Genomic DNA, 21915 nt, shown 5'->3' with positions numbered 1-21915 from the left:
GGGTCGCTCTCTCGCACGGGCAAACTCGAAGTCTGATGGCTATTGTGTCAAAACGCCAGTAGCGCTTCGATTTTGGGGCCGACCAGACAAAAGCCGTGATCTGTTTCGCGGAGTTCCTGCGGACTTCCGCGGACGCGATCTTGGCGGAACGCCAAGACAGGAGGCTGTCGATGAACGCCGCCGCGGCCCTGGATGCGCTTCAGGGCAAGAAGTATCTCAATCTGGAAACCTACCGCAAAAGCGGCAAGGGTGTGCGCACCCCAGTCTGGTTCGCGCCCGCGCCATCCGAGGTCGAAGGCGTGATGATCTATGTCTATACGACCGCAGACTCCGGCAAGGCGAAACGGATCCGTCGGACCGGCGTGGTGAAGATTGCGCCCTGCGATGCCCGCGGCAAGGTGACAGGCGCCTGGGTTGCTGCACATGCTCGGATCACGGGCAGTGCGGAGTTCGACCGCGGCATGCAGTCGCTCAACCGCAAATACTGGCCTTGGAAGCAGATCCTCGACCTGTATGCTCGGCTGTTTCCGCGACATCAGCGGGTGATGATCGCGATCCGGCCGGATTGAGTGCGGCGCCCCCCCCCCTTTGGCGTGCCCCGGGGAGTCTCTGTTGATATCCCCGAACATAACGCCTTCCGCGTGCTTGCCTCCGGCGGATCGCTTCGCGATGATGCAGCATCATACCCCGCAACGGCCGAAGCCGCCGCTTGCCCCAGGCAGGTCAGCCGCATCGATCTGGTTGATCTCGCTCGATTCGCAACGATCAGAAACGCTCCGGAACTTGATTATTCGTACCCCCTGAAGAATGTCCAACCGGCGCATCCTGGCCCTCAAAAGGAGCCCAGTATCACCGGACATATCGTGTGCTATCGACCCGTTCCTATGGCACGCTTGCTGACCCAGCATCGCTTCGGCTAGATGCGGGCAACGGCGATCCCGGGGGCGTGTATGTCGATCAACAAACTCTTTCCCGATCCGACAGCGGCCTTGAACGGCCTGCTGCGCGACGGCATGACGATCATGTCCGGCGGGTTCGGGCTGTGCGGCATTCCCTCGGCCCTGATCGAGGCGATCCGCGACAGCGGCGTCAAGGAGCTGACCATCATCTCCAACAACGCCGGGATCGACGATGTCGGCCTGGGTCTGCTGCTACAAACCCGGCAGGTCAAGAAGATGATCAGCTCCTATGTTGGGGAAAACGCCACCTTCGCCAGGCAATTCCTCGCCGGCGAGTTGCAAATCGAGTTTAATCCGCAAGGCACCCTGGCCGAACGCATCCGCGCCGGGGGCGCCGGCATCCCGGCATTCTTCACCGCCACCGGCGCCGGCACGCAGATCGCCGAGGGCAAACCGCAGCAGGAATTCGACGGACGGATATATGTGCAGGAGCGCGGATTACGCGCCGATCTGTCGATCATCCATGCCGCGATCGCCGATACCGAAGGCAATCTGGTCTACCGAAAGACCGCTCGGAATTTCAACCCGATCATGGCCACCGCCGGCGAAGCAGTGGTGGTGCAGGTCGAACATCTTGTCGAGCCGGGCGAGATCGACCCCGATCACATCATCACCCCCGGTATCTTCGTCAATCGCATCGTTAAACTCGATGCGATCAATAAACGGATCGAGCAGCGCACCGTACGCAAACGCGCCTAGATCATCCCGCGCAAGCGCGCCCCGACCATAGGAAGCAAGCATGCCCTGGACCCGTGACCAGATGGCCGCTCAAGCAGCCAAGCAATTGGAAGATGGCTTCTACGTCAATCTGGGAATCGGCATTCCGACCCTGGTCGCCAACCACATCCCCGACGGGATGTCGATCCAGTTGCATTCGGAAAACGGCATGCTGGGAATGGGTGCCTTCCCGTTCGAGGGCGAGGAAGACCCCGACCTGATCAACGCCGGCAAGCAGACGGTGACTGAACTGCCGACCACCAGCTTCTTCGACAGCGCCTCCAGCTTCGCGATGGTGCGCGGCGGGCACATCGACATCTCGATCCTGGGCGCCTTGCAGGTGGCCGAGAACGGCGACCTCGCGAACTGGATGATCCCGGGCAAGATGGTCAAGGGGATGGGCGGTGCGATGGACCTGGTCGCCGGCGTGCGCCGGGTCGTGGTGCTGATGGAACACACCGCCGGCGGCAAGCCCAAGCTGCTGAAGCGCTGCGACCTGCCGCTGACCGGGGCGGCGGTGGTCGATCTGATCATCACCGATCTGGGCGTGTTCCAGGTGACCGCGAAGGGTCAGGATGACGGGCTGCGTCTGGTCGACATCGCACCGGGCGTGACCCTGGCTGAACTGCGCGAAAAGACCGAGGCTCCATTCACCGTGGCAGAGCACTTGAAAGCCAACGCCTAGAGAGCACGATCGCGGCTTGGGCGGAACGTTCGTCGTCCGACGGACGCGCTGTTCGCGCGAGGCGCGTGAATCGTGCGACAAAACAAAGAGCTGGACCATTTTCGGCATGCACGATCATGCCGAAAATGGTCCAGAACCGCGGCGGCCTACCCGATCAGGCCGGCGATTTCGTTCTCGGTCTGGGCCGAACGCTCGGCCAGCGCGGTAATCGCCGCGGCGGTGGCGCGCGCGCCTGTCTCGCCCAGGAACAGGAAATGCGTGCCGGCCACCTGAATGGTCAACCGCTGCGCGGCGCCGGCGAAGATCGCCTGCAACGCGTCCCACCGTTGGGCAGGAAGCGCCGGGATGCGGTCGCGATGCGGATAAACCAGACGGCGATACAGACCCTGGCCCAGGCACAGCGCCCAATTGCTGCGGCAAAGTAGAACGTTGGGATAATCGGCGGCGCCGTTGCTGACGATCAGCGCGACCGGCGGATACTGTCCATAGTCCGTGCCGCCGCCGTCCTGCATCGCCGCCGCGACGTCCTGGACGATACGGCCGTCGCGGTATCGGGCCGCCTCGCCCTGCAGGTCGAGCGGCGGGTTGCCGGTGAAAAGGCGGCGCAAATCGGCCGCCGACATGATCGGATGACCGTTGATCCTGCCCTGTATTCCGACCATCGAGGTGAACCACGGCAGCAGCGAGGCCGATTGGTCCACCAGTCCGTCCGGTGCAAGCGCCAACTGTTCGGCGTTGCCGGGAAACAGATTGAGGCCCGGCGGCAGAGCATCCAGGGCAACGAACAGCCTCAGATCGAGCCCCGCGGCGCGCGCGGCTTGTGCCACTTTCTCCACAATCTTGCCGCCCATGCTCCAACCGACGACGATGATCCGGTTGCCAAGCCGGTTTGCATCGATGGTGCGGCGCGCCGCCCCCGCAACCTGCCGCCCCCAGTCGGTAATGGTGAACGCAGGATACCTTACACTATAGACAGGGTTATCCAGCGGGTAAGAGGTGCCGAGGAACGGGAACCCCGCCTCGACCAGCCAGTGGCTGAGGAAATCGGTGCTTCGACCGCCCGGATAGCCATAGGCAATACGGGCCAGGAACGAGGTTCCCGGAACGAACACCACCAGCGGACCGTCCCCCGTGGACGGCTGATAGCGGATCAGCGAGGGATACCCATTCACCTGTATGACTTCCTCACCGGGAAACAGGTGCGCGTTGCCGTTCTGCGGAGCATCGCCGACGGCGGCGGTGGCCGCCGGAATCGACGTGACAGAGGCGGCAAGACCGATCGCCCCTCGTCGCGTCATCGGCATCGTCTCAACCTTCCCTGGTGCAACTAAGCGGCGGAGCGCCCCGGCCAAGCCGACTTCGCGTCCGGGCCCGGACTGACGGCCCGGTTGTCGGTGGCCAGGCGGCAAGGCGTCTCTGACGGCCGAGCACTAGCAAAAGCGCCCCACGCTGCGCCCGCGGCCCGTCGCCGGCCAGCGCCGGCTGTGTATCCAATTCGCCTATCCATGCGCCGCGGAAATTGGCGCCCCTAAAATGCCTCAACTCAATCCCGGCCGCAGAATGATGGGTGCATTGGCGACCGGCGGGTCACGTTCGCGGATGCCACCCAGACGCAGGCCTTCCGCGTAGTGCATCTTGTCGCTTTCGCTCTCCATCGGATTGGTCTTCAGGAACCGCTCGATGGTGAAGTCGGGCTCCAAGGTCAGCAACCGGCGGCGGACAATGGCAGCCTCCTGATCGCGGTGCAGGTGGCCCAGCGCCGCGAGATACGGCTTGTAGGTGGCGGTGAAAGACGGATTGAGTTGACTGACCGTCCTGCCGGCCTCCACCGCGGTCTCGTAATCGCGCTTCATCATGTGGATCAGCACGAAGAATGCGTCGAAGAAGAACGCGTGTGGGTCCAGCGGCGACAGCTTCTTGTAGCGGTTGTTGCGGCGCTCCGCCTCTTCCGGATCGCCGGCATAGGCGTGAGTGACCGCCGACAACGCCCACGCCATCGCCAGATTCGGGTTCAGCGACAGTGCCCGCTCGTGCAGCACCATCGCCTCGCGCAGCCGCCGGTGCAGGAATGCCCGGACATGGCCGCTGATCGACAGGCCGCGGGCATCGAACGGGTCCAGGACGATGGCGCGTTCGGCCAATTCCCCGGCCTTTTCCATCATCGCCATGGGATGGTCCGCCCAATCCTGCCCCACCAGGAAGATGTGCCAATAGGCATACCACGCATAGGCGGCGGCATAATCCGGTTCCAGCGCGATCGCATCGACCAGATGTTGCCCGGCCTGCATGAACGGCACGTGCTCCATCCGTCCCATCAGCGGAATCGAGCGCAGCATCAGGTCATAGGCGGTGGCATCGATCTGACTGCGGCCCTTGCTGCGTTTGGCCTCAATCAGCAGGATTTCCGGATCGATTTGGGCGACAACCTCGGCGGCGACCTCGTCCTGCAGCGACAGCAGGTCGCTGGCCTCGCGATCGAACCGGCGCGCCCAGACGATCTGGTTGTTGGCCCGCAGATCCAAAAGCCGCAAGCTGATGCGGATCTTGTTACCGGCGCGCTGCACCGATCCGTCGAGCAGGAAGTCCAGCCCGAATTCGCGCCGGATCGCCGCCTCATCGCGGTTTTCGGCCCCGAAACGGCCCAGCGAATTCGATGACACGATAAACATCCAACGGAACCGCGAAAGCGCGTTGGTGATTTCATCCGCCAGGCCTGGCGCCAGATGCGCATCCTCGTCGGGAATGCCGACCAGACGGAACGGCATCACGCCGATATGGGCACCGCCCCGGGCCGCCGCCGCTTCCCGCTTGCGCCCGCTCGGTTGCGCCTCGGCGAGGTTCGGTGCCGATGGGGCAGCGGCACCTGGGTCCATTTCGTTTGCCGCAGGTATCGGCGGCGCGGCCGGTTCAGCCGGCTGCGGCGGGCGCAACGGCAAGCGACTGTGCGAGGGGCCGCGGATTTCGTTCAACAGCTTCTGGGTCTCGACCGAAGGGGCGGCGTCCAGCATGTCCGCCAAAACCGCCCGACAACGGTCGTACGCCTGCACCGCCAGGCCGCGTTCACCCCGTTGCGCGTGCGCTTTCATCAGCGAGCGCCAGGCGCCCTCGTGCGAGCGGTCGATCGTCAGCAATCGTTGTGCCGCTCCGATGGCGGCGTCGGGCTCCAGGTCGTCGGTCAGCATCGTCTCGGCGATACCGCGGGCGCGGTCGCGCAGGCGTTCGCGTTCGGTGATCAGCCAGGCGTCAAAATTAGGGTCGATCCCGTCCAGATCCTCCAGCAGGTCGCCGTCGAGCAGTGCCAGCGAAGCCGGCTCAGCCGTCGTCGCCTTCATCACCTCCTCGACGTCGATCCAGACCGCGCCGGGTCGCAGCGTAAGATGATCCCGGGTGACGATCAGAATGTCGGTCTCGGCCAGCGATAATGCATCGAGCAACCGATGGATTTCCTGCCGCAACGACGCCCGAGCCTGCTCTTCGGGGCGGCGACTCCAGAGCTGTTCGGCGAGGCGGCCGCGCAACACCTGCCTCGGCGCGGCCAACGCGATGCTAGCCAGCAACGCGCGGGTCTTGCGCCCGGCGGGCAGCACGCTTTCGCTCCGCACCGTCCAGGCTTCCATCTGGCCGATCAGCCGGAGCCGCACGATGACATGGTCGAGTGCGCCGGTCGCTGACGACGTAGCGGAGAGCCTGCTGGTGGAGTCTGCCATCATTCCCTCGCGGACATCACGTAAATGTAACGCATACCGTCATCGGACACCATACTCATCGACGGGTGTCCTGCCGCCTGCGTTAACCGCGCCCAGCGTTCGGCAAATCACTACAGCCCCAATCAGCAAGACCCGGCAAGGCGGGTTCGCACGAAGCTCAGCGCCGACCGGAACACGGCGTCGGCATCCATTTCGCTGGTATCAAGCCGGTAACAGTCATCGGCTTCTCGCAACGGTGCGACGACGCGCGCCGAATCGCGGTCGTCGCGCTGTTTCATGTCCGCCTCGACGATAGCGATATCGGCGTCCTCGCCGTTTGCCCGCAGTTCCAGCCAACGCCGGCGGGCGCGCTCCCGCAAACTGGCGGTCACAAAAAGTTTTGCGACCGCATCTGGGAAAATCACCGTCCCAATGTCGCGGCCATCGAGCACGGCGCCGTCCCGACTGGCGAACGCCTGCTGAAACGCCAGCAAGCCGGCTCGAACCCTCGGGATCGCCGCGACCGCGGCCGCCGCGGCATCCGCGAGCGGGCCGCGCAGGTCGGAACGATCCAAGTCCGTCGGCCGTAATGAACCCACTGCCGCTTCGGCTGCCACAGGATCGGACGGGTCACCGCCCGCATCCAATACCAACCGACCAACGGCGCGGTATAGCAGGCCGGTGTCCAGGTACGGCAGCCCAAGGCTCGCGGCCAGCCGGCGCGCCAGCGTGCCTTTACCCGCCCCGGCCGGACCGTCAATGGCGATGATGACGGGCGTCATGCCGCCGGCAACGTCCGGATCGAGCCGCCCAGGCCGTTCATCAGCTCGACGAAGCCGGGAAAGCTGGTGTCGATGAAGCCGGCGTCGTCGGCGGTGACCGGGGAAGCCGCGACCAGGCCCAGCACCAGGGCCGACATCGCGATACGGTGGTCCATATGGGTTTCGACCACCCCGCCGCCCGCCGGCGGGGCACCGGTGCCGTGGATGATCATGTCGTCACCAACGATCTCGATCTTGGCACCGTTGACGCTCAGCATGGCCGCGGTGGCAGCCAGCCGATCGCTCTCCTTGACCCGCAGTTCCTGCAATCCGCGCAACCGAGTTGTTCCGGCGGCGCAGGCGGCGGCCACAGCCAGGATCGGATACTCGTCGATCATGCTGGGCGCGCGTTCGGGGGGAATATCAACCGCCCGCAGCGCGCCGCCGGCAATGTCAAGGTCGCCGACCGGCTCGCCGCCCTCGGTGCGGCTGTTCCGCACCACGATGTCGGCGCCCATTTCCCGCAGACAGACCAGCAGGCCGGTGCGCAGCGGATTCAGGCCAATCCCCGGAATGGTGACCTTGCTGCCGGCGACCAGCAGAGCGGCAACCAGGGGGAACGCCGCCGACGACGGATCGCCTGGCACCACCACGTCGGCGGCACGCAATTCCGGTTGCCCCGTCAGTTCGATGACACGGCCGGCGCCGGCGACCTCGACACTGACGTCGGCGCCGAAATGGCGCAGCATGTTCTCGCTATGATCACGCGTCGCCTGCGGTTCGTCCACCCGGGTGATGCCGGGCGCGTTCAGTCCGGCCAGCAGCACCGCCGACTTGACCTGCGCCGAGGCAACCGGAACCCGATAGTCCAGCGGCAGGGCATCGCGGGCGCCCTCGATCGCCAGCGGCAGGCGGCCGCCTTCGCGGGCGCTGAAGCGGGCGCCGGTCGCGGTCAGCGGATCGATCACTCGGCGCATCGGACGGCGCCGCAGGCTGGCGTCCCCGGTCATCACCGCGAACATCGGATGGCTGGCCAGGATACCGCACAGCAGCCGAGCGGCGGTGCCGGAATTACCCATGTCAAGGATATCGGCCGGTTCGATCAGTCCGCCAATGCCGCGCCCGGCAACCCGCCAGCCGCCCTCCGGATCGCGGCTGACCTCGGCGCCCAGAGCGCGCATCGCGGCAGCGGTGCGCAACACGTCCTCACCGGTGAGCAGGCCGGTAATGCGGGTCTCGCCGACCGCCAGCGCGCCGAACATCAGGGCACGATGACTGATCGACTTGTCACCCGGGACGGCGATCCGGCCGTGCAACGGCCGGGACGCTCTGCCAGAGTTCAGCGGGCGCGGAGCGGCTTCATCCATCACACGGGTCCAGTCGACGCCAGGGCGAATGATACGGCGGTGGCTGTGGTGTCCATGCCGCTTGATATCGGCTTTCGAGCGCAGCGGATACCGCTTCGACCGCCGAGACGGCATTTGACACGCCGCCGCCGTGATGGCATGGGCGCCCGCTCTTGCCGTTGGCCCCTAGATGGGCAACGACGCTGTCACGAAGGGCCTTACATACTCATGGCCAAGCCCGAACTCGGCACCAAACGGGTCTGCGTCGCCTGTAGCACGCGGTTCTACGACCTGACGAAGTCCCCCGCCGTCTGTCCCAAATGCGGCACCGAACAGCCGGTCGACCAGCCGCGCCCGCGCCGCACCGGCGGCAACGTCGTCGAGGACAAGCGCCCGAAGAAGCCAGCGCCCGCGCCCGAAGACGTGGACGTGGAAGTCGAAGGCGTCGAGGACGTCGAGGAAGAAGATGTCCTGGAAACCGCCGACGACCTTGAGGACGACGCCGACGTCATCAGCGGCGACATCGAAGTGGAAAACGACGCCGACGAGAACGAGCGGTAGGGCCGCCCACCGCAAGGCCCCCGCACCCAGCTACAGCCTCCCGGAAACCCGCAGCCAGAGCATCAGCAGCGCGTCATAGGGCACCGCCGGAGTTTCCCGCAGACGCCAGTACCAGCGCAGCCACCGGCTTGTCGCGGCCGGCACCGGCGGTGGCGGACAAGCTCGGGCGTGCACCCCGGCAAGGCGCAGCAGCAGCAGGCATCGCGGCAGATGATAGGCGCTGGAGCAAGCATAGACCGGCGTGCTCCCGCCCACCATCGCCGCGACGGCGCGAACCGATGACAGCGTGTCGGTGCCGGTGAGCTCCACGCGGATATCCGCCGCGGGATAGCCGGCATCAGTCAGCACTCGCCGCATCACCACCGCTTCGGCGTCGCCGTGGCGGCCCTTGGCCCCGGTCGGAATGAACAATGGCCGGGCGAACCGCACCCCGAAGCGGGCGGCAGCCTCGACCCGATGTAGCAACGTCTGGCTCGGGCGGCCGTCCGGTCGCACCGCCGCACCGAAGATGATGATGATCGCGTCGGGCGCACCGCGATCGGGGTCGGGCGGGTTGACTTTCATCGCATCCGTTTCTCATGCTCGCGGCAACAGCCAGCGCGGGGCCGGGAGGGTCGACCATGAAGATGTTAACCGAGGCGGCGATCCGCCAGTATCAGGAACAAGGCTATTATGCCCCGATCCGGGTGATGCCGCGCAGCGAAGCCGATGCCCTGCGCGCCAGACTGGAGGCCTTCGAGGCAGGCGCCGGCACGCTGGCAGGGCCGCTGCGCCACAAGTCGCATCTGCTGTTCACCTGGCTGAACGATCTGGTCCGTCATCCCGCCATCCTGGACGCGGTCGAGGACGTGATCGGTCCAAACATCCTGTGCTGGGGAAGCTCGTTCTTCATCAAGGAACCTCGAAACCCCGGCTTCGTGTCGTGGCATCAGGATTCGACCTATTGGGGCCTCGATCCCGCCGATGTGGTGACCGCCTGGGTGGCGCTGTCCGACAGCACACCGGCCAACGGCGCGATGCGGGTCATCCCCGGCACCCACAAACTGGACCAGGTCCCGCATCAGGATACCTTCCGGCCTGAAAACCTTCTCAGCCGCGGGCAGGAGGTCATGGTCGAGGTTGATGAACGCCAGGCGGCGATGCTGCCGCTGGCCGCCGGCGAGATGTCGTTGCACCACGTCCGCCTGATCCACGGATCGGACCCCAATCCGTCCGATCTGCGCCGCATCGGCTTCGCCATTCGCTACATCCCGACAACGGTGCGCCAGGTCGCCGGATCGCACGACCACGCCACCCTGGTGCGCGGTGAGGACCGCCATGGCCATTTCGAACCCGAACAGCGACCGGATGCCGATATGTCGCCGCGCGCGGTGGCCTACCATCAGATGGTGACCGGCGCCCACGCGGCGATCCTGATGCGGGAGACCGGCAAACAGATGCGTGCCTGACGTTCGCGGTCGGGGTTGCAACAAGGTCAAAGGGAACACCAGAACATGTCCAAGCGTATCGCGGTGATCGGCGCCGGAGCAGTCGGCGGCTATGTCGGTGCTCATTTGACCGCGGCCGGCCACGACGTGACACTGGTCGATCCATGGCCGGACCATGTCGCCCAGATGCAGGCGCACGGCCTGGAAATCTACGGCATGACGCCGGCCGAACGGATGACCGTCAAGGTCAACGCCATGCACCTGACCGAGGTGCAGAACCTGGCCAAGCAGAAGCCGATCGACATCGCCTTCGTGTCGGTCAAGTCGTACGACACGGTATGGGCGACGACGATGATCCGGCAGTATCTGTCGGCTTCGGGCTGCGTGGTTTCGATGCAGAATTGCATCAATGAGGAACGCGTCGCCGGCGTGGTCGGCTGGGGCCGAACGCTGGGTTGCATCGTTACCGGCGGCGTCGGCGTCGATCTCTACCAGCCGGGCCACATCAGGCGCGGATACGCCAAGCGGGCCGATATCACCTCGTTCTACATCGGCGAACCCAGCGGCAAGATCACCAAGCGCTCGCAGGCCATCGCCGAGATCATGTCAAGCGTCGATGCCGCCAAGGCGACCGACAATCTATGGGGTGAGCGCTGGACCAAGCTGTGCGTCAACGGCATGCGCAATGGCGTGTCGGCCGCGACCGGCATGGGCGGCAATGCCCGCGACAATCACTCCGCGGTCCGCCGCGTCTGCATCCAACTGGCCGGCGAGTCGGTCCTCGTTGGGCAAAAGCTCGGGTACCGGCTCGGCAAGGTCGGAGCATTGCCTTTCGAGATGCTGGTCAAGGCGACCCAGGGTGACTCGGTCGCGTACGGTGAAATCGAGCGCCTGATGACCCAAGGTGGCGCCGGCCAGGCCGAACGCAGCGATTACCAGCGCCCGTCGATGGCCCAGGACATGGAAAAGCGCCGCCGCACCGAAATCGAGTTCATGAATGGCTTCATCGCCAGCGAGGCCAACAGGGTCGGGATGCAGGCCCCGACCCACGAGATGCTGACCCGTCAGGTGCTTCGCGTCGAACGCGGTGAAATCCCGCCCCGGCCGGAGAATGTCCTGCTGAACAGCTAACCTGGCCGACTCGACCTCGGGATCGTGTCGGCTGTCCGCTTGCCGGTGAAACACCGTCCGCGTTATCGCCGCGGCCAACCGGCACGACCCTGTGCTTGCCGAATGCCGCTATTCCCCCGACAATCCGGCAAACCGTTATAGGAACTGCGCGTGGCCGGGTTCAAAAGCACCGATCGATACATCGCGACGCGCGATCTGGAGGTGGCGGTCAACGCCGCCGTCACGCTGCAACGGCCGTTGCTGGTCAAGGGCGAACCCGGCACCGGCAAGACCGTCCTCGCCCACGAAGTTGCCGAGGCGCTTGGACATCCACTGATCGAGTGGCACATCAAGTCCACCACCAAGGCACAACAGGGTCTGTATGAATACGACGCCGTGTCTCGCCTGCGCGACGGCCAACTCGGCGATCCCAGGGTGCACGACATCGGCAACTACATCGTGCGTGGCAAATTGTGGGACGCGTTCGACGCCGACCGCCAGACCGTCGTGCTGATCGACGAGGTGGACAAAGCCGACATCGAGTTCCCCAACGACCTGCTGCTGGAACTCGATCGGATGCAGTTCTTCGTTTACGAGACCCGCAACACCGTGGTGGCCAAGACCCGCCCGGTGGTGATCATCACCTCGAACAACGAAAAGGAACTGCCCGACGCCTTCCTGCGCCGCTGCTTCTTCCACTACATCCGCTTTCCCGACCGCGAGACCATGGAACGGATCGTGCAAGCCCATTACCCCGACATCCGCAAGGATCTGACCCGCGAAGCATTGAACGTGTTCTTCCAGGTGCGTGACGTGCCCGGACTGAAGAAAAAGCCCGCCACCTCGGAACTGCTCGACTGGCTCAAGCTGCTGATGGTCGAAGACCTGCCCGCCGAGGCGCTGCGCAGCAAGGAGAAGCAGTTGGTGATCCCCCCGCTGTACGGCGCGCTGCTGAAGAACGAGCAGGACGTCCATCTGTTCGAGCGCCTGGCCTTCCTGGCGCGCCGGGGCGGATAATGTTCTCGCATCTGGTCCTCGCCCTGCGCTCCGCCGGATTGCCGGCCTCGATCACCGAATACCTGACCCTTATGGCGGCGATGAAGGCGGGCGTGGCGGACTACAGCGTCGATGATTTCTACTTCCTGGCGCGCGCCACGCTGGTGAAGGACGAGCGTCACCTGGACCGGTTCGACCGGGTCTTCGCCCATTGTTTCAAAGGCCTTGAACCGCCGGAAGGCACAGCGGTCCAGGACCTGCCCGAGGAATGGCTGCGCAAGCTAGCCGAGAAACTGCTATCGCCGGAGGAAATGGCGAAGATCCACGCGCTCGGCGGCTTCGAAGCGATCATGCAACGGTTGAAGGAATTGCTGGCGGAACAAAAAGGCCGGCACCAGGGCGGCTCGAAATGGATCGGCACCGCCGGAACCTCGCCGTTCGGCGCCTACGGTTACAACCCCGAGGGCGTACGCATCGGCCAGGACGAATCACGCCACCGCCGAGCGGTGAAGGTGTGGGACAGACGTGACTACAAGGATCTGGATGATAGCGTCGAACTCGGCACCCGCGGCATGAAGATCGCGCTGCGCCGGCTGCGGCGTTTCGCCCGGCAAGGCGCCGCCACGGAACTCGACATCCCCGATACGATCCGATCCACCGCCAACAACGCCGGCACCCTGGATCTTAAGATGGTGCCGGAACGGCACAACACCGTAAAAGTGCTGCTGTTCCTCGACGTCGGCGGATCGATGGACGACCATGTCCGCCTGACCGAGGAATTGTTCTCGGCCGCCAAGACCGAGTTCAAGCACCTGGAATACTATTACTTCCATAACTTCCCATACGAAAAAGTCTGGAAGAACAACCGCCGCCGCTTCGAACAGGTGATCCCCACCTCGGAGCTGCTGCGCACCTATGGCCCGGACTACAAGCTGATCATCGTCGGCGATGCTGCCATGAGCCCCTACGAGATCACCATGCAGGGTGGTTCGGTCGAGCACTACAACGAAGAAGCCGGGACCGTCTGGCTGGATCGGCTGTCCTCGCACTATCGCCACGCTGCCTGGCTCAACCCGACGCCCCGCCAAAGCTGGGGACATGTTCGCTCGATCAGCATGGTCAACGACCTGATGCAGGGCCGGATGTATCCGCTGACTGTGAACGGCATCGACGAGATGACCCGCGAACTCAGCCGCTGATCCGCCGCCGCGTCCAGCCGAACACCCGCGCTGCGACGACCGGCACCACCACGAGCACCACCAGCAACGCCACTGCCACCGCGGAAGCCGTCGGCCAGTCGCGGTTGGCGAAGAACTCCTGCCACAGCACCATCCCGACCAGTTGCGCCTGAGGGCCGCCCAGCAGCGCCGGGATCACGTATTCCCCGATCGCCGGAACGAACACCAGAGCCGACCCCGCCGCGATGCCGGGCAGCGACAACGGCAGGATCACCCGCAGCAGCACCCGCCACGGCCCGGCACCCAGGTCTGCCGCCGCTTCCATCAGCGCCGGGTCCAGCCGCGACAACCGCGCGTACACCGGCAGCACCATGAACGGCAGGTATGTATAGACGATACCGATATACATCGCGGCATCGGTATACAGCAGATGCGAAACCCCCAGCAGGCGCACGATCCACCCATCATCGGCCAGCAGCCCGATCCAGGCATTGATCCGCATCAGAAAGCCGGTCCAGAACGGTAGCATCACCGCCAGTAGCAAGGCATTCTGCCGCCGCGGCGCGGCCCGGGCGATGGCCAGCGCCATGGGAAATCCGATCACCAGGCAGATCGCGGTGGAAATACCGGCGACGCGCACGCTGCGCCCCAACGCATCGCGATACATCGGATCGCTCGCCACCAGCCATAGATTGTCCAGGCTGAAACCCAGGCTGTACGGCGGCACACTATCTGCCGGCACCGCGAAGGCAATCAGCACAACGATCCCCAGCGGGGCGCCAAGCAGCACAATCAACCACGCCACCGGCAGCGCCAGCACCCAGGAACGCCCCCGCGACAGCGAGCGCGAAACCCCGGTCATTCCGGCAGCAGCATGCAGGCCTCAGGCTGCCAGCCCACCCGCACCGTTACCCCCGATTCCACCGCCGCCGCTCCCAGCCCATCGGTCAGCGACCGGTTCACCCGCAGCACCGACCCATCCGCCAGGCGGACCAGAACCGAGAGCGCGTCGCCGGCATAGGCGCTCTCGGCCACCACCCCAACCACCTGATTGACCAGCCCCTGTTCTCCAATCCGCAGACGTTCGGCTCGTAATCCCAGCAATCCCGGTCCCGCCACGCCCGGCCGAGCCGAACGCACCGCGACGCCGAGCGATGGCAAGGCGACCGAACAACCATCCACCACGCAGGGCAGAATATTTGCCGCTCCCAGAAACCCCGCCACGAAACGATCCGCCGGCGATTCGTACAACTCCACCGGCGTGCCGACCTGAGCCATGCGGCCGTCACGCATCACCCCGATGCGGTCCGCCACGCCCAGCGCCTCGTCCTGGTCGTGCGTTACCAGAACAAAACTGATCCCCAGCGAACGCCGCAGCCGCACCAGTTCCGCCCTGGTGTCCCGCCGCAGCGCCTGATCGAGCGCCGAAAGCGGCTCATCCAGCAGCAGCAGCCGTGGACTCGGTGCCAGACTCCGAGCCAGAGCGACGCGCTGCTGCTGGCCTCCCGACAACGCCTCTGGTCGGCGATCGCCGAAGCCCTCCAGGCGCACCAGTGCCAGCATCGCCTCGACGCGGCGGCGGATGTCCACGCGGGAAACACCGCGCCGACGCAGTCCAAATGCGATATTCGCGGCAACGGTCATATGCGGGAACAGCGCGTATGACTGGAACATCATGTTCACTGGCCGCCGATGCGGCGGCAAGCCGGTCAGATCGACGTCATCCAGCAGAATGCGTCCCAATGACGGCCGCACAAACCCGGCAATGGCCCGCAACAGCGTCGTCTTGCCAGACCCGGACCCACCCAGCAGAACGAACAACTCATCGCGCGCCACCGTCAGGGTCAAACGGTCCAACGCCAGCGCGGTCCCATAGCGAACCGTCAGCCCCGAGACGGTCAGCAAGTCGCTCATGCCGGCGCAGAACCGTCCAAGCCTTTAGCTGCCAGCCTTGAAGCGCGCCCACAGCCTGCTCCGAGCCCGATCCGCGGCCGGCGCCGACGGCCCGATGGTGAAGAATCGCTTCTGTATCGCATCCGTCGGAAATACGTTCGGATCGTCCAGCAACGCCGGTCGCACCAATGCCCGCGTCGCCGGTATTGCATTCGGATAGCGCGTCGCGTCGGTGATCCGCGCCATGATGTCGGGCCGCAGCACGAAATTGATGAACGCCAGCGCTGCGTCCGGGTGCGGCGCATCGGCCGGGATCGCCAGCATGTCGAAGCCGATCTCCGATCCCTCCTTCGGAGCCACATACTCGACGTCGACACCATTGCCGGCCTGTTTCGCCCGCACCCCCGCCTGATCGACATCGCCCGAGTAGTCCAGCGCCAGGCACGCCTGACCAGTCGCCAGCGCTTCAAGCGCGCCGCCGCTGGCGAACTCTCGTATATACGGACGTATCGCCATCAGCACCTTCAGCACGGCGGCCAGATCGTCCGGGGACGAACCGTCCGGGTTACGCCCAAGGTAGCGAAGCACCGAGGGAATCACATCGATCGCCGAATCCATCATGATGATCCCGCAAGGTGCCACCCGCTTCGCCCAGGCCGGATCCAGCAGCAGCGACCACGAATCGACCGGCGCATCCGGCGCCAGCGCGTGAATACGGTCCGGATTGATCCCCAGCCCGATCGACCCCCAGAGATAGATCGCGCCGTGCCGATTGCCAGGGTCCGAGGACCCGACGCGCCGCATCAACGCCGGGTCCAGATTTTTCCAGTTTGGGACCTTCGCCCGGTCGATCGTCGTCAACGCCCCAGCCCTGATCAACCGAGAAAAGCTCGGCTCGTTGCTCGGCACCACGATGTCATATCCGGAATGACCGGCGAACATTTTCGCTTCCAGCGTCTCCAGGCTGTCGAACACGTCGTAGCGAGTCTTGATCCCGGTTTGCGCGGTGAACTCCGACAGCACCGACGGATCGATATAGTCGGTCCAGTTGTAGATGTTGACGACGCGGTCCTGCGCCCAGGCCGGTAACGCCGAAACCGGAAACGCCATGATCAGGAAGATCGTCAGCCACCGAGGCATCAGCGCTGTCGGACCCATCCCTGGAAACCTCCGGATTGCATCCAGTGATGCTACAATGCAAGCCGGCCAACCCGGAAGCGCCTAGCCCGCCTGGACCCGCACCCGGTGCCACACCGCGCACAAATATCCCTTGAAATTCCAGACATCCTCGGCCGCCGCCGGCTGCGTCTGCCCAGCCGAATCCCACGCCCGCACCGCAAGTTCATGCTCACCCGCCGGCAGAACGATCTCGGTCTCCCAGAACGTCCAGCTCCACGGCGCCTCGGGCTGGCGCTGCAATGCGGCCTGGACCCAGCTTCGCCCGCCATCGGCCGAGACATCGACGCGCTCGATCCCGCGCCCGCTGGCCATCGCATAGCCGCGCACCGGCACTGGCCCGGACCTCACATCGGCTCCGTCAGCCGGGACACAAATGGCGGAATTCAAAGGCATTTCGTTGATCGTGATTCCCTCTGCCCAATCCACCGTGTCGCGCGTCACCTTCGGCGGCAGCATCTTGTAATCGGTTTGCTGCATGGCATTGTCCGAGGCAGCGTCCTGGACCGTGATCGCAGCCAGCCATTTTGGGCTGCGCACCCCCGCGAATCCGGGCACCACAACTCGCAACGGAAACCCATGCTCGGGCGCCAGCGCCTCGTCGTTCATCGCGAAGGCAAGCACCACGTCGGGACAGTGCGCCTTGGTCATCGGGATCGAGACACCAAAGCGGCCACCTTCCGCCACGCTGTCGCAGGCATCGAAGGCAACATGCAGCCCGGCATCGGTCTCGGCGCCCGCGGCACGCAGCACATCGACCAGCGAAACCCCACCCCATAGGGCGTTGCCGATCGCCCCGGCCGACCATGGGTCGCCCATCACCGGGCGCACCTCGTGCAGATCGGCCCGGCGATTGCCCGCACACTGCATCACCGCCATCACCGCCCGCCGGGGAAAGTCGGACCGCAGTTGATCCAACGACAGATCGAGCGGCCGATCGACCCGGCCTCGCACTGCCAGGTGGTAGGTTTCCTCGTTAAGGTTCGGCACCGAGCCATGGCTGCGGACGTAAAAATCGCGCTGCGACGTGGTGAAGACGTCGCGCAACAGGTGAAGCGGCGTTTCTGCATTGAACGGCGTTTCAGATCGGACGATCAGACCCGGCATGGCGGCCCTCCGGCCGATCAACGACCCTGCGTCCCGGCAGTTGCTTGTGTATGCGAATCTGTCACAGATGTAATCCCTTGTCCCAATGATGCCCAGATGTTGTCTTGGTTATGTCCGAATCCGACACCAAACTCATCGTTGCTGAATAAGGAGTCGTCTCAATGCGTAGAATGCTTCTCGCGGCCGTGGCACTCGGCGGCCTGACCGCCCTGACCGCGGCTGGCGCCTCGGCCGCCCCCACGGTTGCCGCGATCCACGTCGCGCCGTCCCATCCCGCCGTCACTCAGGTGGATTATTACTGGAACCATCATCACTATCGTCATCGCCACTGGGAACATAACCATTGGCGTTACTGGTGATCATCCGAACCGCTCGATAATCGCGCGCGCCGAAACCCCCTCGGCGCGCAGCGCATCCAGCGTCATCGCCTTGTCTCGCTTCGCCAGCCGCCTGCCCGCCGTATCGGTGAGCAGGCGGTGGTGCGCATAGCGCGGGGGCGCCCAGCCCATCAGGTCCTGCAACAGTCGGTGCAGATCGGTCGCCGGCTTCAGGTCGGCGCCACGGGTTACCAGCGTCACGCCCTGCACCGTGTCATCATGCGTCACGCACAGATGATAACTGGCCGGCGCATCCTTGCGCGCCAGCACCACGTCGCCAAAGCATTCGGGGCGGCACGCGATACGCCCCTCGCCGTCCTCCTCATACCACAGCGCCGGATACGACGGCGCCGATCGCAGCGCCGCCTGCATATCCAGCCGCAACGCGAACCGCTCACCGGCGGCGATACGATCCGCCCGTTCCGACGATGACAGACACCGGCAAGTCCCCGGATACAGCACCGCCCCATCCGGCCCATGCGGCGCTCCCGCCGAGGCGGCGATCTCGCGCGCGATATCCGCTCGGGTGCAGAAACACGGATACGCCAGCGCGCGTTCCGCCAGCCCGTCCAACACCGCCTGATACTCCGCCAGGTGCCGGGACTGCACGCGGACCGGCTCGTCCCAGGTCAGGCCCAGCCAGCCCAGGTCGCGCTGGATCGCAGCCCCGAATTCGGGGCGGCAGCGGCCCGGATCGATGTCCTCCAGCCGCAGCAGAAACCGCCCGCCCGCCGCTCGCGCCCGCCGCCATGCATTGAACGCCGAGAACGCGTGGCCAAGATGCAGATGGCCCGTCGGGCTGGGCGCGAAGCGTGTCACAATCATCCAGAACAGCTACCTCTGTCGCCACCCAACCGGGAGACTGCATCATGCCCACGCTCGAAGCGATCCACTGGGGTCCCGCCTCCAAGGCTAAGCCTCGCCAACTGGTCATCCTCTGCCACGGACTAGGCGCCGACGCGTTCGACCTGATCGATCTCGCACCGGCCTGGCAACATGCCTGCCCGGATGCCCTGTTCGCCTCGGTCCACGCGCCGTTCTCCCATGATTCCGGCTTCGGCCGTCAATGGTGGAGTGTCGCCGATCGCTCGCCCCCGGTGGTCGAGGCCGGGGTTCGCACCGCCGCCCCTTATCTGCACGGCTTCATCGATGCCGAACTGGCCCGGCTCGACCTGCCGCCCGAAGCCTACGCGATCATGGGCTTCAGCCAGGGGGCGATGATGTCGCTGTTCACCGGACTGCGTCGCCCCGTGGCCCCGCGCGCCATCCTGGGATTTTCCGGTGCACTGGTCGCCCCCGACAGCCTGGCCGCCGAGCTTGCGAACCGCGCACCCGTCCTGCTGGTGCACGGCGAAGCCGATGAGGCCGTGCCGGTATCCCGCTCGCACGACGCCGAGGCCGCGCTGACGGCAGCGGCCGTGCCGGTGGGCGCGCACTACATCCCGCGCCTCGGTCACGGCATCGACGACAACGGAATTTCGCTGGGTGCGCTTGCCTTGCAGAAAGGATTTGCATGACGAAACAATGAAGTCGGCAACAACGTTGGCATCTCGGGTTGCGGCGCGCTTGGCGCTCTGTCATAAAACCCTTAGGTTTCCGGCGGCGCACCGTACGATAGCTGAACCCGAAGGTATTGCGCTCCGCCTGCAAGGGAGTCGCTATTGCCGTTCGGCGGACCGCAGTTTCCCGATCTGGTGCTGAACAAAGTGCCTTACCCAGGCCTGAAACACCGCCTTTTTCGCGCTGGGGGCGGCCGGTGAGCCACATCCCCAACCTTCAGACCCTGGTGCTTAACGCCGATATGCAGCCCTTGAGCTGGGGCCCGCTATCGGTGTGGTCCTGGCAAGACGCCCTCGTCGCGGTGCTGCAGGAACGCGTCAATCCGGTGATCAACTACGATGTCGAGGTGCATTCGACGCGCCGGGCCTTCCCGATCCCATCGGTCGTGGCGCTGAAGCGCTTCCACAAGCGCCGCAAGGTGGCGTTCACGCGTTACCACGTGTTCCTGCGCGACCGCTTCAGTTGCCAATACTGCGGCGACACGCTGCCGGCGAAGGACCTGACGTTCGATCACATCGTGCCGCGCTCGAAGGGCGGGATCACCACCTGGAACAACGTCGTGACCTGCTGCCAGGCGGACAATCTGTTCAAGGGCAGCCGCTCGCTGAAACAAAGCGGCCTGCGCCTGCGCTGCGCCCCGGCTGAACCGACGCCGCACCAGATCGATGAGGCTGCGAAGTGGCACGTATCCCGCGAGAACCTGCACCGCACATGGCTCGACTTCCTGTATTGGGACGCCGACCTGGAAGCATAGGCAGGGCGGGGCCATCGGGCTCGGCCTCAGCTACCCCCGTCTCGGCACGTTCATGTTCACCGTCACATTCTTGCGCTGGGTGAAGCTGTCCAGCATCCCCTCCAGCGAGAACTCCCGGCCGATGCCGCTTTGCTTGTAACCGCCATAGGAATGCCCGGGCTGCTGCCCCAGCCCTTGGTTGACCTGCACCCAACCGGATTCGATCGCGTGCGCGGCCCGCAGCGCGCTGCCGATCTCGTGCGTCCAGACATAAGCCGCAAGACCGTAATGGCTGTCGTTCGCCATGCGGATCGCATCGTCCTCGTCCTTCCACGGGATCGCCACCAGCACCGGACCGAAGATCTCCTCCCGCGCCAGCCGCCAGTCGTTCGAGATATCCGCAAACACCGTGGGAACCGCGAAATAACCCTTGCTGAGTGGACCGTCCTTCGGCGGCAGCCCGCCAAATACTAACCTCGCGTCCTTGCGCTGCAAACCGTCGTCGACGTAGCCGCACACCTTGCGGAATTGCTTCTCGTTGATGATGGCGCCGATGTCGGTGGCTTCGTCCAGCGGATCGCCCAGTTTCAGCGCCTGGGTCTTGGCGGTCAGTTTTTCCAGGAAACTGTCGAAGATGTCCTGATGCAGGAACAGCCGCGATCCCGCCGTGCAAGACTGGCTCTGCCGGGTAAAGCGCATGCCGGCAATCACCCCGTCCACCACCCAGTCTTCATCCGCGTCGGGATAAACGATCGACGGGCTCTTGCCGCCGAGCTCCAACGAGACCGGAACGATCCGCTCGGCCGCCGCACGCATGATGACCTTGCCGACCTCGGTGGACCCGGTGAAAGAAAGTTTCCCGATGGTCGGATTCTGCGCTAGCGGACCTCCGCACTCCTCACCCAGTCCGGTTAACACGTTCAGCACGCCAGGCGGCAGGAACTGCTGGCAGATTTCCGCCATCAGCAGCACACCCAGAGGCGCGTCCTCGGCAGCCTTCAGCACCAGCGTGTTGCCCGCGCAAAGCGCTGGGGCGATCTTCAGGGCGCCCAGCAGCACCGGCGCGTTCCAAGGGATGATGGCGCCGACAACGCCGAGCGGTTCGCGCCGTGTGTAGCTCAGCACCTGGTCACCGAGCGGGATCGTTTCGCCCTTTAATTCACCACCCAAACCGCTGAAATACCGGAATATATCGGCCGATAACGTGGCCTCCGCCCGCGCCTGGGTGCGGAGTGCGTTACCGGTCTCCTCGGCGATGGCGCGCGCCATCTCCTCGATCCGGGCCTCCATCGCCTCCGCGATCCGACCCAACAACCGCCCGCGTTGGCGTGGCGGCACCTTGCTCCAGCCCGGGAACGCCTTCTCGGCGGCGCGCACCGCGCGATCGACGTCTTCCTTGGCACCACGCGGGATCGAGGCGATCGGCGTGCGGCGCCCCGGATTTTCCACCATCAGCGTCGCACCCGAGGCGCTATCCACCCAGGCACCATCGATCAGCATACGCGCCTGCCGCGATTTGCCCGCTGAGGCGGGACGGCTCTGCTCGGTGATCGACATGGGATCCTCCGTTACCTGTTTAAGCCGACATAGCGATCCAAGCGCCCGGTTCCAGGTGCGGGCGTTGTCGATCGAGTCGACGACCA

At 65.1% G+C, this 21915-nt stretch carries 22 protein-coding genes; 11 read left to right on the top strand and 11 right to left on the bottom strand.

All coding sequences use genetic code 11. From position 1 onward, the window contains the following. Positions 1-170 precede the first annotated feature (170 nt). The 3 genes from ACQY4Y_RS10560 to ACQY4Y_RS10550 all read left to right on the top strand — a co-directional run bounded on the left by ACQY4Y_RS10560 (position 171) and on the right by ACQY4Y_RS10550 (position 2361). The gene (locus ACQY4Y_RS10560; RefSeq protein ID WP_428490505.1) at positions 171-569 is read left to right on the top strand and encodes a PPOX class F420-dependent oxidoreductase; all 399 of its coding nucleotides are present in this window, start codon (positions 171-173) and stop codon (positions 567-569) included. Positions 570-950: 381 nt separating this feature from the next. After that, on the top strand, positions 951-1658 hold the full coding sequence (locus tag ACQY4Y_RS10555) for a CoA transferase subunit A (protein WP_428490504.1): 708 nt from the start codon (positions 951-953) through the stop codon (positions 1656-1658). 40 nt (positions 1659-1698) lie between these two features. After that, complete coding sequence (locus tag ACQY4Y_RS10550) at positions 1699-2361, top strand: CoA transferase subunit B (RefSeq protein WP_428490503.1); 663 nt, start codon at positions 1699-1701, stop codon at positions 2359-2361. Positions 2362-2507: 146 nt separating this feature from the next. Here ACQY4Y_RS10550 and ACQY4Y_RS10545 read toward each other — a convergent pair whose 3' ends face one another. The 4 genes from ACQY4Y_RS10545 to aroA all read right to left on the bottom strand — a co-directional run bounded on the left by ACQY4Y_RS10545 (position 2508) and on the right by aroA (position 8175). Beyond that, positions 2508-3665: a hypothetical protein gene (locus ACQY4Y_RS10545; protein ID WP_428490502.1), complete on the bottom strand. Its 1158-nt coding sequence runs from the start codon at positions 3663-3665 to the stop codon at positions 2508-2510. A gap of 234 nt (positions 3666-3899) precedes the next feature. Next, a complete protein-coding gene (locus tag ACQY4Y_RS10540) occupies positions 3900-6068 on the bottom strand; it encodes a BTAD domain-containing putative transcriptional regulator (RefSeq protein WP_428490501.1) in 2169 nt (722 codons plus the stop codon). 122 nt (positions 6069-6190) lie between these two features. Beyond that, positions 6191-6829: a (d)CMP kinase gene (gene cmk, locus ACQY4Y_RS10535; RefSeq protein WP_428490500.1), complete on the bottom strand. Its 639-nt coding sequence runs from the start codon at positions 6827-6829 to the stop codon at positions 6191-6193. After that, the gene (aroA, locus tag ACQY4Y_RS10530) at positions 6826-8175 is read right to left on the bottom strand and encodes a 3-phosphoshikimate 1-carboxyvinyltransferase (RefSeq protein ID WP_428490499.1); all 1350 of its coding nucleotides are present in this window, start codon (positions 8173-8175) and stop codon (positions 6826-6828) included. The genes cmk and aroA overlap by 4 nt, the downstream gene beginning before the upstream one ends. Positions 8176-8382: 207 nt before the next feature. On the opposite strand from aroA, the gene ACQY4Y_RS10525 reads away from it, so the two are divergent. Next, the gene (locus ACQY4Y_RS10525; protein WP_428490498.1) at positions 8383-8715 is read left to right on the top strand and encodes a TIGR02300 family protein; all 333 of its coding nucleotides are present in this window, start codon (positions 8383-8385) and stop codon (positions 8713-8715) included. Between the two features lie 30 nt (positions 8716-8745). Here ACQY4Y_RS10525 and ACQY4Y_RS10520 read toward each other — a convergent pair whose 3' ends face one another. Further along, positions 8746-9279 carry a YdcF family protein gene (locus ACQY4Y_RS10520; protein WP_428490497.1) on the bottom strand — a complete coding sequence of 178 codons (534 nt, stop codon included), beginning with the start codon at positions 9277-9279 and terminating at the stop codon, positions 8746-8748. A gap of 56 nt (positions 9280-9335) precedes the next feature. On the opposite strand from ACQY4Y_RS10520, the gene ACQY4Y_RS10515 reads away from it, so the two are divergent. From ACQY4Y_RS10515 to ACQY4Y_RS10500, 4 genes are all read left to right on the top strand, one after another. Further along, positions 9336-10163, top strand: coding sequence for a phytanoyl-CoA dioxygenase family protein (locus ACQY4Y_RS10515; RefSeq protein ID WP_428490496.1), 828 nt, complete (start codon positions 9336-9338; stop codon positions 10161-10163). 45 nt (positions 10164-10208) lie between these two features. Further along, positions 10209-11273 carry a ketopantoate reductase family protein gene (locus tag ACQY4Y_RS10510; protein ID WP_428490495.1) on the top strand — a complete coding sequence of 355 codons (1065 nt, stop codon included), beginning with the start codon at positions 10209-10211 and terminating at the stop codon, positions 11271-11273. A 150-nt stretch (positions 11274-11423) separates the two neighbouring features. Further along, the gene (locus ACQY4Y_RS10505; protein ID WP_428490494.1) at positions 11424-12269 is read left to right on the top strand and encodes an AAA family ATPase; all 846 of its coding nucleotides are present in this window, start codon (positions 11424-11426) and stop codon (positions 12267-12269) included. Continuing rightward, positions 12269-13447, top strand: coding sequence for a vWA domain-containing protein (locus ACQY4Y_RS10500; protein ID WP_428490493.1), 1179 nt, complete (start codon positions 12269-12271; stop codon positions 13445-13447). Before ACQY4Y_RS10505 ends, ACQY4Y_RS10500 begins: the two co-directional genes overlap by 1 nt. Here the strand turns inward: ACQY4Y_RS10500 and ACQY4Y_RS10495 are convergent. The 4 genes from ACQY4Y_RS10495 to ACQY4Y_RS10480 all read right to left on the bottom strand — a co-directional run bounded on the left by ACQY4Y_RS10495 (position 13437) and on the right by ACQY4Y_RS10480 (position 17602). Further along, complete coding sequence (locus ACQY4Y_RS10495) at positions 13437-14288, bottom strand: ABC transporter permease (protein ID WP_428490492.1); 852 nt, start codon at positions 14286-14288, stop codon at positions 13437-13439. The two genes, ACQY4Y_RS10500 and ACQY4Y_RS10495, sit on opposite strands and share 11 nt — an antisense overlap. After that, entirely contained in the window at positions 14285-15340 is a 1056-nt protein-coding gene (locus ACQY4Y_RS10490; protein ID WP_428490491.1) for an ABC transporter ATP-binding protein, read from the bottom strand. The genes ACQY4Y_RS10495 and ACQY4Y_RS10490 overlap by 4 nt, the downstream gene beginning before the upstream one ends. 24 nt (positions 15341-15364) lie before the next feature. After that, the gene (locus tag ACQY4Y_RS10485) at positions 15365-16477 is read right to left on the bottom strand and encodes an extracellular solute-binding protein (RefSeq protein WP_428490490.1); all 1113 of its coding nucleotides are present in this window, start codon (positions 16475-16477) and stop codon (positions 15365-15367) included. 63 nt (positions 16478-16540) lie between these two features. Then, positions 16541-17602, bottom strand: coding sequence for a molybdopterin-dependent oxidoreductase (locus ACQY4Y_RS10480; protein WP_428490489.1), 1062 nt, complete (start codon positions 17600-17602; stop codon positions 16541-16543). A gap of 161 nt (positions 17603-17763) precedes the next feature. Between ACQY4Y_RS10480 and ACQY4Y_RS10475 the strand changes: the two genes are divergently transcribed. Further along, the gene (locus ACQY4Y_RS10475; RefSeq protein WP_428490488.1) at positions 17764-17961 is read left to right on the top strand and encodes a hypothetical protein; all 198 of its coding nucleotides are present in this window, start codon (positions 17764-17766) and stop codon (positions 17959-17961) included. Here the strand turns inward: ACQY4Y_RS10475 and gluQRS are convergent, their stop codons facing one another. Beyond that, positions 17962-18804: a tRNA glutamyl-Q(34) synthetase GluQRS gene (gene gluQRS / locus ACQY4Y_RS10470; RefSeq protein ID WP_428490487.1), complete on the bottom strand. Its 843-nt coding sequence runs from the start codon at positions 18802-18804 to the stop codon at positions 17962-17964. Between the two features lie 44 nt (positions 18805-18848). Between gluQRS and ACQY4Y_RS10465 the strand changes: the two genes are divergently transcribed. Further along, positions 18849-19496: an alpha/beta hydrolase gene (locus tag ACQY4Y_RS10465; RefSeq protein ID WP_428490486.1), complete on the top strand. Its 648-nt coding sequence runs from the start codon at positions 18849-18851 to the stop codon at positions 19494-19496. A 239-nt stretch (positions 19497-19735) separates the two neighbouring features. Next, on the top strand, positions 19736-20293 hold the full coding sequence (locus ACQY4Y_RS10460; protein ID WP_428490485.1) for an HNH endonuclease: 558 nt from the start codon (positions 19736-19738) through the stop codon (positions 20291-20293). Between the two features lie 30 nt (positions 20294-20323). On the opposite strand, the gene ACQY4Y_RS10455 is transcribed toward ACQY4Y_RS10460, so the two are convergent. Continuing rightward, positions 20324-21829, bottom strand: a complete 1506-nt coding sequence (locus tag ACQY4Y_RS10455; protein WP_428490484.1) for an aldehyde dehydrogenase family protein — start codon at positions 21827-21829, stop codon at positions 20324-20326. Between the last annotated feature and the right edge of the window lie 86 nt (positions 21830-21915).

It is taken from the genome of Rhodopila sp. (genome assembly GCF_965277165.1).
Classification (GTDB): Bacteria; Pseudomonadota; Alphaproteobacteria; order Acetobacterales; family Acetobacteraceae; genus Rhodopila.
Note: the sequence above shows the minus strand (reverse complement) of the source record. Positions and strands in the feature narration are given on the sequence as shown.